The sequence below is a fragment of the Pseudomonas sp. NFR16 genome (assembly GCF_900108875.1).
Classification (GTDB): Bacteria; Pseudomonadota; Gammaproteobacteria; order Pseudomonadales; family Pseudomonadaceae; genus Aquipseudomonas.
Genome location: NZ_FNYJ01000008.1, coordinates 1 through 14,682, shown reverse-complemented (window position 1 = coordinate 14,682; position 14,682 = coordinate 1). Strand labels below are relative to the sequence as shown.

Below are 14,682 nucleotides of genomic sequence, written 5' to 3'. Positions count from 1 at the left end.
GGCCGGACATACGTCCCGCCAGATTTAGGGGTACAAGAGTCTAAAGAGGATCCTGCCCCCAGTCAAGGCAAAGCCCCGACCTCCCCACCCGCCCTCTCACAGTAAAAAACCTGTCAGCAAAGGTGGGCATTGAAATCAGGGCCCCGCTCTTAATTACTGCTTGAGTTCAACGCTTCGGTCAGGGCGGCTTCGACTTCGCTGGCGCTCACACGCAGCGGTTTGTCAGCATCACGGCGACGCTTGCGCTCGCGGTGATACGCCAGACCTGTACCGGCCGGAATCAGACGACCCACGACCACGTTTTCCTTCAGACCGCGCAGGTAGTCGCGCTTGCCGGTCACTGCTGCTTCCGTCAGAACACGGGTGGTCTCCTGGAAGGAGGCCGCCGAGATGAACGATTCGGTCGACAGCGATGCCTTGGTGATACCCAGCAGCACGCGCGTAAACTTCGCGATGAATTTCTCGTCCTGCGCCAAGCGCTCGTTTTCGACCAGTACATGCGTCAACTCCATCTGGTCACCCTTGATGAAGCTCGAATCGCCAGACTCAGTGATCTCGACTTTACGCAGCATCTGACGAAGGATCGTTTCGATGTGCTTGTCGTTGATCTTTACGCCCTGCAGGCGGTAAACGTCTTGAATCTCGTTGACGATGTATTTCGCCAGCGCACTGACACCCAGCAGACGCAGAATGTCGTGTGGATCGCTCGGACCGTCGGAGATAACTTCGCCGCGGTTCACTTGCTCACCTTCGAAGACGTTCAGGTGACGCCATTTCGGGATCAGCTCTTCGTACGGATCGCTGCCGTCATTTGGAGTAATGACCAGACGACGCTTGCCTTTTGTTTCCTTACCGAATGCAATCGTACCGCTGACTTCCGCCAGGATGGACGCTTCCTTAGGACGACGCGCTTCGAACAGGTCGGCAACGCGCGGCAGACCACCCGTGATGTCGCGGGTCTTGGACGTTTCTTGCGGGATACGGGCAATGACATCACCCACGCCCACTTGAGCACCGTCCGCTACACCTACCAGGGCGTTTGCCGGCAGGAAGTACTGAGCCGGTACGTCAGTACCTGGCAGCAGCAGATCCTTGCCATCGGCGCCGACCATCTTGACCGCAGGACGAATATCCTTGCCTGCCGCCGGACGATCTTTGGCATCCAGTACTTCGATATTGGTCAGACCGGTGAGTTCGTCGGTCTGGCGCTTGATCGTAATACCTTCTTCCATGCCCACATAGGTCACGGTACCTTTCATTTCGGTAACGATCGGGTGAGTGTGCGGGTCCCACTTAGCTACGATAGAGCCAGCGTCGACCTTGTCGCCTTCCTTCACCGAAATCACTGCACCGTAAGGCAGCTTGTAACGCTCACGCTCACGGCCGAACTCGTCAGCGATCGCCAGCTCGCCGGAACGCGAGACTGCGACCAGATTGCCGTCGAGACGCTCAACGTGTTTCAGGTTGTGCAGACGGACGATACCGCCGTTCTTCACCTGAACGCTGTCGGCAGCAGAAGTACGGCTTGCCGCACCACCGATGTGGAACGTACGCATGGTCAGCTGGGTACCCGGCTCACCGATCGACTGTGCAGCGATAACGCCGACAGCTTCACCGATGTTCACCTGGTGTCCGCGAGCCAGATCACGGCCGTAGCACTTGGCGCAAATGCCGTAACGGGTTTCGCAGCTGATTGGCGAGCGTACGATCACTTCGTCGATGCTGTTCAGCTCGATGAATTCGACCCACTTCTCGTCGACCAGCGTGCCGGCCGGAACGATGACGTCCTCGGTGCCAGGCTTGAACACGTCGCGAGCAATGACACGACCCAGTACGCGCTCACCCAGAGGCTCGACAACGTCACCGCCTTCAATGTGCGGCGTCATGACCAGGCCTTGCTCGGTACCGCAATCGACCTCGGTAACGACCAGATCTTGCGCCACGTCTACCAGACGACGGGTGAGGTAACCGGAGTTCGCGGTTTTCAACGCAGTATCCGCCAAACCTTTACGAGCACCGTGAGTCGAGATGAAGTACTGAAGTACGCTCAGACCTTCACGGAAGTTCGCAGTAATCGGCGTTTCGATGATGGAGCCGTCGGGCTTGGCCATCAGACCACGCATACCGGCCAACTGACGGATCTGGGCAGCAGAACCCCGCGCACCCGAGTCAGCCATCATGTACATCGAGTTGAAGGATTCCTGGTCAACGGTCTCGCCGTGACGGTCGACAACTTTCTCTTTCGAGAGGTTGGACATCATCGCCTTGGAAACTTCATCGTTGGCCTTGGACCAGAGGTCGATCACCTTGTTGTACTTCTCGCCCTGGGTTACCAGGCCGGAGGCGTACTGACTTTCGATCTCTTTCACTTCATCGGTAGCAGCGTCGATGATGCGCGCTTTTTCATCAGGGATAACGAAGTCGTTAACGCCGATGGAAACACCCGAAATCGTCGAGTAGGCAAAACCGGTGTACATCAACTGGTCAGCGAAGATCACGGTCTCTTTCAGACCAACCACGCGGTAGCACTGGTTGATCAGCTTGGAGATCGCCTTTTTCTTCATCGGCTGGTTGACGACGTCGTACGAAAGACCTTTTGGCACAACTTGATACAGCAGCGCACGGCCGACAGTGGTGTCGACGATACGGGTACCGCTCACGCTGCCGCCATCACGATCATTGACGGTTTCGTTGATCCGCACCTTGACCTTGGCGTGCAGAGCAGCTTCGCCGGCACGGAACACACGGTCAACTTCCTGCAGATCCGCGAACACACGACCTTCGCCTTTGGCGTTGATCGCTTCACGAGTCATGTAGTACAGACCCAATACAACGTCCTGCGAAGGAACGATGATTGGCTCACCGTTGGCTGGCGACAGAATGTTGTTGGTCGACATCATCAGTGCGCGCGCTTCGAGCTGGGCTTCCAGCGTCAGAGGCACGTGAACAGCCATCTGGTCACCGTCGAAGTCGGCGTTGTATGCCGCACAGACCAACGGATGCAGCTGGATTGCCTTACCTTCGATGAGAACCGGTTCAAACGCCTGGATACCCAGACGGTGAAGGGTCGGAGCACGGTTGAGCAGCACTGGGTGTTCACGAATCACTTCGGCGAGAACGTCCCAGACCTCAGGCAGCTCGCGCTCGACCATCTTCTTGGCAGCTTTGATGGTGGTCGCCAGACCGCGCATTTCCAGCTTGCCGAAAATGAACGGCTTGAACAGCTCGAGAGCCATTTTCTTAGGCAGACCGCACTGATGCAGGCGCAGGGTCGGACCTACGGTAATAACCGAACGACCCGAGTAGTCAACGCGCTTACCGAGCAAGTTCTGACGGAAACGACCTTGTTTACCCTTGATCATGTCAGCCAGGGATTTCAGAGGACGCTTGTTGGAACCGGTAATCGCACGGCCGCGGCGACCGTTATCGAGCAGCGCATCCACAGCTTCCTGCAGCATGCGTTTTTCATTGCGCACGATGATGTCTGGAGCAGACAGATCCAGCAGGCGCTTCAAACGGTTGTTACGGTTGATCACTCGACGATACAGATCGTTGAGGTCAGAAGTCGCAAAGCGGCCGCCGTCCAGTGGTACCAGTGGACGCAGATCTGGCGGCAGAACCGGCAGAACGGTCAACACCATCCACTCAGGCAGGTTGCCGGAACCCTGGAAGGCTTCCATCAACTTCAGACGCTTGGACAGCTTCTTGATCTTGGTTTCGGAGTTGGTTTGCGGAATTTCTTCACGCAGACGGCCAATCTCGTGTTCCAGATCGATAGCGTGCAGCAGCTCGCGGACGGCCTCGGCACCCATGCGGGCGTCGAAGTCATCACCGAACTCTTCAAGCGCTTCAAAATACTGCTCATCGTTCAGCAGCTGACCTTTCTCAAGCGTGGTCATGCCTGGATCGATAACGACATAGCTCTCGAAGTAGAGAACGCGCTCGATATCACGCAGGGTCATGTCCATCAGCAGGCCGATACGGGACGGCAGCGATTTCAGGAACCAGATGTGAGCAACCGGCGAGGCCAGTTCGATGTGAGCCATACGCTCACGACGGACCTTCGCGAGCGCGACTTCAACGCCGCACTTCTCGCAGATCACGCCACGATGCTTCAAGCGCTTGTACTTACCGCACAGGCACTCGTAATCCTTGACCGGGCCAAAGATCTTGGCGCAGAACAGGCCATCACGCTCGGGTTTGAACGTACGGTAGTTGATGGTTTCCGGTTTTTTTACTTCACCGAACGACCACGAACGGATCATCTCAGGCGATGCCAATCCGATACGGATGGCGTCGAACTCTTCGACTTGACCCTGGTTTTTCAGCAAATTCAGTAGGTCTTTCAAGGCCTTTCCTCCTGGCGGAGCAGAGGGCGGTCATACCGACCCACCCTCGATTCGCGTCACGTGTTATTCGGTTTCCAGATCGATATCGATACCGAGCGAACGGATTTCTTTGATCAACACGTTGAAAGACTCGGGCATGCCCGGCTCCATACGGTGATCGCCGTCCACGATGTTTTTGTACATCTTGGTCCGGCCGTTCACATCGTCCGACTTCACTGTGAGCATTTCTTGCAGAGTGTACGCCGCGCCATATGCTTCCAGCGCCCAGACTTCCATCTCCCCGAAACGCTGACCACCGAACTGCGCCTTACCACCCAGCGGCTGCTGGGTAACCAGGCTGTAAGAACCAGTGGAACGCGCGTGCATCTTGTCGTCCACCAAGTGGTTCAGCTTCAGCATGTACATGTAGCCAACAGTTACCGGACGCTCGAATTTGTTACCGGTGCGGCCGTCAAACAGCTGCATCTGGCCACTGTCCGGCATGTCCGCCAGGCGCAGCATCGCCTTGATTTCGACTTCCTTGGCACCGTCGAATACCGGGGTCGCCATTGGAACGCCGCCACGCAGGTTCTTAGCCAGATCGAGGATTTCCTGATCAGACAGGTCATCCAGGCTTTCCTGACGACCGCCGATCTCGTTGTAGATCTCGTTCAGGAACTTGCGCAGTTCAACAACTTTACGCTGCTCTTCGAGCATGCGGTTGATCTTCTCGCCCAGCCCCTTGGCCGCGAGGCCCAAGTGGGTTTCGAGAATCTGACCAACGTTCATACGCGAAGGTACACCCAACGGGTTGAGGACGATATCCACAGGCGTGCCGTTGGCATCATGTGGCATGTCTTCAACCGGCATGATCACGGAGACCACACCCTTGTTACCGTGGCGACCGGCCATTTTGTCGCCCGGCTGGATGCGGCGACGAATGGCGAGGTAGACCTTGACGATTTTCAAGACGCCTGGAGCCAGGTCATCGCCTTGCTGCAGTTTGCGCTTCTTGTCTTCGAACTTGTCGTCCAGCAGACGGCGACGATCAACAATGTAAGCCTGAGCTTTCTCGAGTTGCTCGTTCAGCGCGTCTTCGACCATGCGCAGTTTGAACCACTGGCCATGCTCGAGGCCGTCGAGTACTTCGTCGGTGATTTCCTGACCTTTCTTCAGGCCAGCACCACCTTCAACAGTACGACCCACCAAAGCAGAACGCAGACGCTCGAACGTTGCACCTTCGACGATACGGAACTCTTCGTTCAGATCCTTGCGGATCTCGTCCAGCTGGCTTTTCTCGATCGACAGAGCACGTGCATCACGCTCAACGCCATCACGAGTGAATACCTGAACGTCAATGACCGTTCCTTTGGTACCGGTAGGTACGCGCAGGGAGGTGTCTTTAACGTCGCTGGCTTTTTCACCGAAGATTGCGCGCAGCAGTTTCTCTTCCGGAGTCAGCTGGGTCTCGCCCTTCGGAGTGACCTTACCTACCAGGATGTCGCCGGCGCCGACTTCAGCACCCACGTAAACGATACCGGCTTCGTCCAGCTTGTTCAGCGCTGCTTCACCCACGTTCGGGATGTCAGCGGTGATTTCCTCTGGGCCAAGCTTGGTATCACGGGCCACGCAGGTCAGTTCCTGAATGTGGATCGTGGTGAAGCGGTCTTCCTGAACAACACGCTCAGAAAGGCAGATGGAGTCTTCGAAGTTGAAGCCGTTCCATGCCATGAACGCGATGCGCATGTTCTGACCCAGAGCCAGTTCACCCATATCGGTGGACGGACCGTCGGCCATGATGTCGCTGCGCTGAACGCGATCGCCTTTGCTCACCAGCGGACGCTGGTTGATGCAGGTGTTCTGGTTCGAGCGGGTGTACTTGGTCAGGTTGTAGATGTCGACGCCGGCTTCGCCCGGTTCAACTTCGTCATCAGCAACACGAACGACGATACGGCTGGCATCGACGGAGTCGATCACGCCGCCACGACGGGCAACAACGCAGACACCGGAGTCACGGGCGACGTTGCGCTCCATGCCGGTACCCACCAGCGGCTTGTCGGCACGCAGAGTCGGAACAGCCTGACGCTGCATGTTGGAACCCATCAACGCACGGTTGGCGTCGTCGTGCTCGAGGAACGGAATCAACGACGCAGCCACCGAAACAACCTGCTTCGGCGAAACGTCCATCAGGGTGACGTCTTCCGGCGCCTTGACGGTGAATTCGTTCAGGTGACGAACGGCAACCAGCTCATCGATCAGCTGACCTTTGTCGTTCATGGCGGCCGAAGCCTGCGCGATCACGTGATCGGCTTCTTCAATAGCGGACAGGAACACGATCTCGTCGGTGACCAGGCCTTCTTTCACAACGCGGTACGGGCTTTCCAGGAAGCCGTACTGGTTGGTGCGAGCGTAGGCAGCGAGCGAGTTGATCAGACCGATGTTCGGACCTTCCGGCGTTTCGATCGGGCAAACACGACCGTAGTGCGTCGGGTGTACGTCACGCACTTCAAAGCCTGCGCGCTCACGCGTCAGACCGCCTGGGCCGAGTGCAGAAACACGACGTTTGTGCGTGATCTCGGACAGCGGGTTGTTCTGGTCCATGAACTGCGACAGCTGACTGGAACCGAAGAACTCTTTGACGGCAGCGGCAACCGGCTTGGCGTTGATCAGGTCCTGAGGCATCAGGCCCTCGCTTTCTGCCATCGACAGACGCTCTTTGACCGCGCGCTCAACACGCACCAGACCTACACGGAACTGGTTCTCGGCCATTTCGCCGACGCAGCGAACGCGACGGTTACCCAGGTGGTCGATGTCGTCGACGATGCCTTTGCCGTTACGGATATCGACCAGGGTCTTGAGGACCGCGACGATATCTTCCTTGCACAGCACGCCCGAACCTTCGATTTCGGTACGACCGATACGACGGTTGAACTTCATCCGGCCTACAGCAGAGAGATCGTAACGCTCTGGGCTGAAGAACAGGTTATTGAACAGGGTCTCTGCTGCATCCTTGGTAGGCGGCTCGCCAGGACGCATCATGCGATAGATTTCGACCAGAGCTTCCAGCTGGTTGCCGGTCGAATCGATCTTCAAGGTGTCGGAGATGAACGGGCCGCAGTCGATGTCGTTGGTGTACAACGTTTCGATGCGAACGACCTGAGCCTTGGCAATCTTTGCCAGGATCTCGGTGTTCAGCTCAGTGTTGCATTCGGCAATGATTTCGCCAGTCGCCGGGTGCACGATCGCCTTGGCGGTGGTACGGCCAATGACGTAATCCAGCGGAACTTCCAGCGCCTTGATGCCGGCTTTTTCAAGCTGGTTGATGTGGCGAGCCGTGATACGACGACCTTGCTCGACGATCACTTTGCCCTTGTCGTCCTGGATGTCCAGAACGGCAATTTCGCCACGCAGACGCTGAGGCACCAGCTCCAGGCTCAGGGATTCGCCCTGAACGTGGAAAACGTTGGTGGTGTAGAAAGCGTCCAGCACTTCTTCAGTGGTGTAGCCCAGCGCACGGAGCAGAACCGATGCAGGGAGCTTGCGGCGACGGTCGATACGGACGAATACACAGTCCTTTGGATCGAACTCGAAGTCCAGCCACGAACCACGGTAAGGAATGATGCGAGCGGAATACAGCAGCTTGCCAGAACTGTGCGTCTTGCCACGGTCGTGATCGAAGAACACGCCTGGGGAACGGTGCAGCTGGGAAACGATAACACGCTCGGTACCGTTGATTACGAAGGTACCGTTTTCAGTCATCAGGGGGATTTCACCCATGTAGACTTCTTGCTCTTTGATGTCCTTGATCGCTTTGTTCGACGACTCTTTGTCGAAAATGATCAGGCGCACTTTTACCCGCAAAGGTACGGCGTACGTCACACCGCGCAGCACGCATTCCTTGACATCAAACGCCGGTTCGCCCAGACGATAACCGACATACTCCAGAGCAGCATTGCCGGAGTAGCTGATGATCGGGAAAACGGATTTGAAGGCCGCATGCAGGCCCACGTCGCGGAACTGATCTTTAGTCGCTCCCGCTTGCAAGAATTCACGATACGAATCCAGCTGGATGGCCAGGAGGTAAGGCACATCCATGACGTCCGGCAACTTGCTAAAGTCCTTGCGGATACGTTTTTTCTCAGTATATGAGTAAGCCATCAGCGTTCCCCAGCTTGGTCACCTGCTTGTTTGGCCTCCCCCGACGGGAGCGGCCAGAAAATCTTGCAAACCCCATGGTTTGCGCCACCGGTCGAGGTGGTTGAAGCACGTTAATGGCGCCGACCTGATCGGTCGCCAATAACGGAAAAAGGCCGGTGGCAGAAGCCACCAGCCATCAGCCTTTCGCTCAACGCTTGGGCTGGAGACGCAAGGTCGATGCTTACTTCAGCTCGACTTTAGCGCCTGCTTCTTCCAGAGCAGCTTTGGCTTTGTCAGCAGCGTCTTTTGCTACTGCTTCCAGGACCATTGCTGGAGCGCCGTCAACGACTGCCTTGGCTTCTTTCAGGCCCAGACCGGTCAGTTCACGAACTGCTTTAATCACGTTCACTTTCTTGTCGCCAGCTTCGGTCAGCATGACGTTGAACTCGGTTTGCTCTTCAACAACGGCGGCAGCAGCAGCTGGACCAGCCGATGCAGCAGCAGCGCTAACACCGAATTTTTCTTCGAAAGCTTTGATCAGCTCAACAACCTGCAGAACGGACATTTCAGCTACGGCGTTGAGGATATCGTCTTGAGAGATAGACATGACTCTAATTCCTGAATTGTGTGAGGGCCTATGCGGCCTTCGAAATAAACAAAAATACGCGGGAAGAGGTGTGCGGCCTTAGGCTGCAGCAGCTTCTTTCTGTTCGCGAACTGCCGCCAGAGTACGAGCCAATTTGCTGGTAGCGCCTTGGATCACGCTCATCAGCTGGGAGATTGCTTCGTCACGGGTCGGCAAGGTTGCCAGTACGTCGATCTGATTAGCTGCGAGGAACTTGCCCTCGAACGCAGCTGCCTTGATCTCGAACTTGTCCTGACCTTTCGCGAACTCTTTGAACAAACGGGCAGCAGCACCAGGATGTTCGTTAGAGAAAGCGATCAAGGTAGGGCCGGTGAACGCATCGTTGAGAACACTGTATTCAGTGTCAGCAACAGCGCGCTTGAGCAGGGTGTTACGTACGACACGTACATAAACGCCAGCTTCACGAGCCTCTTTACGGAGTCCGGTCATCGCGCCTACTGTCACGCCGCGGGCATCAGCCACAACAGCAGACAGAGCGACTTTGGCAGCCTCGTTGACTTCAGCGACGATGGCCTTCTTGTCTTCGAGTTTAATTGCCACGGGTTTAACTCCTGCTTGTTACCGTTTCATCTGGCCGGAGCCGGATGTCGTTTTGGTGTCTGATTCGGTAAGGAACCGGGAGCACCATCTGCGTAGGCTTGTGGTTTAAGACTTTCGTCGCCTACGGTCTTGGATAGCCCCCGCCAGGCAGGGACCCCAATTTTTGCAACGATGCAGCAGACTGCATCGTGCGAGTCTTACGCGTTCAGAGAACCTTGGTCGATGACCAGGCCTGGGCCCATAGTGGTGCTCAGAGTAACGCGCTTGACGTAAATACCTTTCGAGGAAGCTGGTTTGATACGCTTCAGATCAGCGATCAGTGCTTCAACGTTTTCCTTCAGCTTGTCGGCTTCAAAGCCAACCTTGCCAACGGAAGTGTGGATGATGCCGTTTTTGTCAGTGCGGTAACGAACCTGACCAGCTTTAGCGTTCTTGACAGCAGAAGCTACGTCTGGCGTAACGGTACCAACTTTCGGGTTAGGCATCAGGCCGCGAGGACCGAGGATCTGACCCAGCTGACCTACGACACGCATTGCATCCGGGGAAGCAATAACGACGTCATAGTTCAGGTCGCCGCCTTTCATTTCGGCAGCCAGGTCGTCCATACCAACGCGATCAGCGCCAGCGGCCAGAGCAGCTTCAGCGGCTGGACCCTGGGTGAAGACAGCGACGCGGACAGTCTTGCCAGTACCGTGTGGCAGCACGGTAGCGCTACGAACGACCTGGTCAGATTTACGCGGGTCTACACCGAGGTTAACAGCGACGTCGACAGACTCGCTGAACTTAACGGTCGACAACTCGGTCAGCAGCGCAGCTGCATCGTTGAAGCTGTAAGATTTGCCAGGCTCGATCTTTGCAGCGATCGCCTTTTGGCGTTTGGTCAGCTTAGCCATTACACACCCTCCACGTTAAGGCCCATGCTACGAGCGGAGCCGGCGATAGTACGCACGGCCGCTTCCATGTCAGCAGCAGTCAGATCGGCATTTTTAGCCTTGGCGATATCTTCCAGCTGTGCACGGGTAACGGTGCCAACTTTAACGGTGTTCGGGCGAGCCGAGCCGCTGGTCAGGCCAGCGGCTTTTTTCAGCAGAACCGACGCAGGCGTACTTTTGGTTTCAAAAGTGAAGCTGCGGTCGCTGTAAACAGTGATGATCACAGGAGTCGGCAGACCTGGCTCAAGACCCTGAGTACGGGCGTTGAAAGCCTTGCAGAATTCCATGATGTTAACGCCGTGCTGACCCAGAGCAGGACCGACGGGCGGGCTTGGGTTAGCCTGAGCAGCTTTCACTTGAAGCTTGATGTAAGCGGTAATCTTCTTGGCCATGAGGCACTCCAATTACGGGTTCAAACGCCTCGAAAGGCTCCCCGGTTACTTGCGCGTTTATCCCAGTGACGACAAAACCCCACAGCCCAAGGCTGCGGGGTATGGGATTCCTAGCTCAGTTATGCCTTTTCGACCTGACTGAACTCGAGCTCTACCGGAGTAGAGCGTCCGAAAATAAGCACAGCCACTTGGATCCGGCTCTTTTCGTAGTTAACTTCTTCGACGGTCCCGTTGAAATCGGCAAACGGACCATCGGTAACGCGAACCACTTCACCTGGCTCGAACAGAGTCTTCGGCTTCGGCTTGTCGCTGCCATCAGCAACACGACGCAGAATGGCCTCAGCTTCCTTATCAGTGATAGGAGCAGGCTTGTCTGCAGTGCCACCGATAAAGCCCATGACGCGAGGCGTGTCCTTGACCAAGTGCCAAGTCCCCTCGTTCATGTCCATCTGAACCAGCACATAACCAGGGAAGAATTTACGCTCGCTTTTGCGCTTCTGGCCGTTGCGCATCTCTACCACTTCTTCGGTAGGGACCAGAATTTCGCCAAAACCATCTTCCATGCCTGCCAGCTTTACACGCTCGATCAGAGAGCGCATAACATGCTTCTCGTAACCCGAGTAGGCATGCACTACGTACCAACGCTTAGCCACGGGACACCCTTAGCCAACAATCAAGGAAACAAGCCAGCCGAGCAGGGAATCTAATCCCCACAACAGCAGCGCCATAACCAGAACGACAGCTACCACGATGAGAGTAGTCTGCGTGGTTTCTTGACGAGTAGGCCATACGACTTTACGAATCTCGACGCGAGCTTCCTTGGCCAACACGAAGAAAGCCTTACCCTTGCCAGTCTGGAGAGCTACGTAAGCTGCAACAGCGGCAATCACGAGCAAGGCCAGCACGCGATACAGGATTGGCTGCGCCGAATAGTATTGATTTCCGACCACGCCCACAACGACCAGAAGGACCACTACGAGCCACTTCAGAAGATCAAAACGGGAGTCTGAGGCTTCAGCCTTTGGATTCATCTACTAAAATCCTGTGAAAAGAAAGCCAGACACGTTAAGCGAATCTGGCAGGTCAGGAGGGAATCGAACCCCCAACCTACGGTTTTGGAGACCGTCGCTCTGCCAATTGAGCTACTGACCTAAAAGCATAATCAGGCCGACCATTATGCGGACCCGACAGGGAGATTTCAACAGCTAATCAGCGAGACCGGACACAACCTCGCCAACACACTGCCAGGTAGCTACGAAAAACCCTCACCCAGGCAGCAAAAACCTGGCGAATCGCAACACCTAAAACAAAGGCAGATACTTTCATATCTGCCTTAGTAATGGAGCTCTTGAGCGGATTTGAACCGCTGACCTCACCCTTACCAAGGGTGTGCTCTACCAACTGAGCTACAAGAGCAAAACACATCGCACAACCAGCAAAACTTGGAGCGGGTAGCGGGAATCGAACCCGCATCATCAGCTTGGAAGGCTGAGGTTCTACCACTAAACTATACCCGCCGAGCATGCTGCTTAGGCTCGAAAATATGGTGGAGGGGGAAGGATTCGAACCTTCGAAGTCGTAGACGTCAGATTTACAGTCTGATCCCTTTGGCCGCTCGGGAACCCCTCCTAAGCGAGGCAGCATTCTATATCATGCCACCCTTCTGTCAACCTTTTTCTCAATAAAAACTTGAGGTTACATACGTTGACGCTTGCTTCACAGCAGTTTCAGATTTCTCTGCACTGCGAAGCGGGCGCCATTCTATGCAAACTAATCGGTGGTTGCAATGCCCTCGCAAGACATTATTTTACTTTTTAATTTCGGGAAGTCCTGCGCTAACGTACCCAGCAAAGGCTCATCAACCAGCCGACGACTTTCTGGCTCTATGCGCAACCAGTAAATGGCGCCACCCTCATCTCGGCGCTGTCCAAACCGTGTCTGAATGTCGAGACTGGTCAGCCGCTGTTCGAGAGTTCTGGCGTCGGCTTGCGAAATATCTCCACCCAAATAGAGACACTGACTAAATGCTGCCCTGGAAAGCTCTGTCTGGCTGGAAGAGCCTGATTCACTGAGCAACCGGATATCCTGTCTTAAGCCCTTGAACGACGCCAGAGGCGCCACCTCCTTCGGCCTCAAAGGAGCGTCCTGGTGATGCCAAACGTAGTAGAAGGCATTCAACATTAACAACAGCAAAAACACCCAACGCATAGCACCCCCAACCAGCGGCCTTTTTGGCGCCTTCTCACTTAGCAAGCAGCCTCAGGCTCAACTCACCGCCATTAAAGCTGCGCTCTACGCCACCCACACATAAACGCAGTGAGCCATCACCCTCAATGCCAAGGACAGTGCCCTCGATCACACGATCTCCCGCGATTAATGACACCTCTTTCCCCTGCCAGAGGTGATTGCGCTCCCATTCGTCCCTAAATGCGTTGAAGCCTTCTTCGCGATGTCGAGCGATATAGAGCCCAAGGTTGTGACTCAGCCTAGACGCAACCTGGTTACGGTCTAACATCCCGCCCAACTCGACCGCCATAGACGTCCAGGCTTGATCAACCTCATTGGCGCTGCGCATGTTGACGTTCACACCGACGCCTATGATCACGTGACATACATCCGCAGGGTCTCCTGTGAGCTCAAGTAGAATGCCGGCAAGCTTACGATCACCCACGAGAATATCGTTCGGCCACTTCAAGCCGGCTTTCGCGACACCTAGCTCTCGGAGGGTTTCTACCAACGCCAGACCCACAAGCAAGCTCATGCCCTCAAGCTGGCGCATACCACCTTCAACACGCACAGCAAGGCTGTAATAAAGATTCTCGGCGAAAGGACTGACCCACTTCCGCCCACGCCGCCCCCTGCCGGCCGTTTGCTGCTCGGCGAGAACCAACAAGGGCAGCTGCGTGCCGGCTCCAATCAGCCGCATCGCCTCGGCATTTGTAGAGTCAACAACATCATAAACACGCACAGGCCATGGTGCGCCGTGATCGTTATCGGCGATTTCACCTGCATCCAGCAGATGTAACGGCCCGGCCAGGCGATACCCCCGCCCGCGAACTTTATGAACCTCAATCCCGAGCTCCGCTTCCACCTGCTGGAGCTTTTTCCACACAGCACTGCGGCTGACGCCAAGTACACGGCCTAGGTCTTCGCCGGAATGAAAAGCACCATCTCCAAGAAGCTTGAGCAACGTTCGCATCGAAGTCTCACCTGACAATAAGGCACGCATAATAGCGATAGCCGCTCCCAACGCCTAGAAAATCGCCCTCGCTAGCGCGCGCCAATTGCCAGCGTACGGGCTTACATTCCCACTCGGGTGGTTTCAGGAACCCAGCCGATCCTGGGATTTAATTTCACGCGCAAAAACAAAACCCCATCTGCTTTCGCAAATGGGGTTCTGGAATTTAATCTTGACGATGACCTACTCTCACATGGGGAAACCCCACACTACCATCGGCGATGCATCGTTTCACTTCTGAGTTCGGGATGGGATCAGGTGGTTCCAATGCTCTATGGTCGTCAAGAAATTCGGGTACCGAACCGTGGCCTGGGGCCGCGCTTCAGCCAATCGGGTATGTGATCAGGTCTGGCCTGTATGCTGCAAACTTTCGGTGCGTGTCGTCTTCACAGTCACCGCAATCTGTGCTCGTCCGAGTCGCAGATTGCTTGGGTGTTATATGGTCAAGCCTCACGGGCAATTAGTATTG

10 protein-coding genes, 4 tRNA genes and 1 rRNA gene are annotated in these 14,682 nt (G+C 55.7%); all 15 read right to left on the bottom strand.

All coding sequences use genetic code 11. From position 1 onward, the window contains the following. Window positions 1-149: 149 nt before the first annotated feature. The gene (gene rpoC, locus BMZ10_RS25095) at window positions 150-4,349 is read right to left on the bottom strand and encodes a DNA-directed RNA polymerase subunit beta' (RefSeq protein WP_093468862.1); all 4,200 of its coding nucleotides are present in this window, start codon (window positions 4,347-4,349) and stop codon (window positions 150-152) included. A gap of 63 nt (window positions 4,350-4,412) precedes the next feature. Next, window positions 4,413-8,486 (bottom strand): DNA-directed RNA polymerase subunit beta, encoded by a 4,074-nt coding sequence (rpoB, locus tag BMZ10_RS25090; RefSeq protein ID WP_093468859.1) that lies wholly within the window; start codon window positions 8,484-8,486, stop codon window positions 4,413-4,415. A gap of 220 nt (window positions 8,487-8,706) precedes the next feature. Further along, window positions 8,707-9,072: a 50S ribosomal protein L7/L12 gene (gene rplL / locus BMZ10_RS25085; protein WP_093468856.1), complete on the bottom strand. Its 366-nt coding sequence runs from the start codon at window positions 9,070-9,072 to the stop codon at window positions 8,707-8,709. A gap of 78 nt (window positions 9,073-9,150) precedes the next feature. Further along, window positions 9,151-9,651: a 50S ribosomal protein L10 gene (rplJ, locus tag BMZ10_RS25080; protein ID WP_062384462.1), complete on the bottom strand. Its 501-nt coding sequence runs from the start codon at window positions 9,649-9,651 to the stop codon at window positions 9,151-9,153. A gap of 197 nt (window positions 9,652-9,848) precedes the next feature. After that, entirely contained in the window at window positions 9,849-10,544 is a 696-nt protein-coding gene (gene rplA / locus BMZ10_RS25075; RefSeq protein ID WP_093468853.1) for a 50S ribosomal protein L1, read from the bottom strand. Next, window positions 10,544-10,975, bottom strand: a complete 432-nt coding sequence (gene rplK / locus BMZ10_RS25070; protein WP_020290713.1) for a 50S ribosomal protein L11 — start codon at window positions 10,973-10,975, stop codon at window positions 10,544-10,546. Before rplK ends, rplA begins: the two co-directional genes overlap by 1 nt. 119 nt (window positions 10,976-11,094) lie before the next feature. Continuing rightward, a complete protein-coding gene (nusG, locus tag BMZ10_RS25065) occupies window positions 11,095-11,628 on the bottom strand; it encodes a transcription termination/antitermination protein NusG (RefSeq protein ID WP_002555501.1) in 534 nt (177 codons plus the stop codon). Window positions 11,629-11,637: 9 nt separating this feature from the next. Beyond that, window positions 11,638-12,006 (bottom strand): preprotein translocase subunit SecE, encoded by a 369-nt coding sequence (gene secE / locus BMZ10_RS25060; protein ID WP_093468850.1) that lies wholly within the window; start codon window positions 12,004-12,006, stop codon window positions 11,638-11,640. Between the two features lie 45 nt (window positions 12,007-12,051). Further along, a tRNA-Trp gene (locus BMZ10_RS25055) sits at window positions 12,052-12,127 on the bottom strand. 188 nt (window positions 12,128-12,315) lie between these two features. Next, window positions 12,316-12,391, bottom strand: a tRNA-Thr gene (locus tag BMZ10_RS25050). A 27-nt stretch (window positions 12,392-12,418) separates the two neighbouring features. Beyond that, window positions 12,419-12,492 (bottom strand) — tRNA-Gly (locus BMZ10_RS25045). A gap of 27 nt (window positions 12,493-12,519) precedes the next feature. Then, a tRNA-Tyr gene (locus tag BMZ10_RS25040) sits at window positions 12,520-12,604 on the bottom strand. 141 nt (window positions 12,605-12,745) lie between these two features. Next, the gene (locus tag BMZ10_RS25035; RefSeq protein ID WP_093468847.1) at window positions 12,746-13,183 is read right to left on the bottom strand and encodes a hypothetical protein; all 438 of its coding nucleotides are present in this window, start codon (window positions 13,181-13,183) and stop codon (window positions 12,746-12,748) included. A 34-nt stretch (window positions 13,184-13,217) separates the two neighbouring features. Then, window positions 13,218-14,174, bottom strand: a complete 957-nt coding sequence (birA, locus tag BMZ10_RS25030) for a bifunctional biotin--[acetyl-CoA-carboxylase] ligase/biotin operon repressor BirA (RefSeq protein ID WP_093468844.1) — start codon at window positions 14,172-14,174, stop codon at window positions 13,218-13,220. Between the two features lie 209 nt (window positions 14,175-14,383). Next, window positions 14,384-14,499: ribosomal RNA gene (gene rrf, locus BMZ10_RS25025) — 5S ribosomal RNA — on the bottom strand. Between the last annotated feature and the right edge of the window lie 183 nt (window positions 14,500-14,682).

Bases quoted from the DNA above. Each gene is read 5' to 3' on its own strand.
- rpoB (WP_093468859.1), bottom strand. From the start codon at position 8,486: ATGGCTTACTCATATACTGAGAAAAAACGTATCCGCAAGGACTTTAGC.
- rplL (WP_093468856.1), bottom strand. From the start codon at position 9,072: ATGTCTATCTCTCAAGACGATATCCTCAACGCCGTAGCTGAAATGTCC.
- rplA (WP_093468853.1), bottom strand. From the start codon at position 10,544: ATGGCTAAGCTGACCAAACGCCAAAAGGCGATCGCTGCAAAGATCGAG.
- rplK (WP_020290713.1), bottom strand. From the start codon at position 10,975: ATGGCCAAGAAGATTACCGCTTACATCAAGCTTCAAGTGAAAGCTGCT.
- secE (WP_093468850.1), bottom strand. From the start codon at position 12,006: ATGAATCCAAAGGCTGAAGCCTCAGACTCCCGTTTTGATCTTCTGAAG.
- BMZ10_RS25035 (WP_093468847.1), bottom strand. From the start codon at position 13,183: ATGCGTTGGGTGTTTTTGCTGTTGTTAATGTTGAATGCCTTCTACTAC.
- birA (WP_093468844.1), bottom strand. From the start codon at position 14,174: ATGCGAACGTTGCTCAAGCTTCTTGGAGATGGTGCTTTTCATTCCGGC.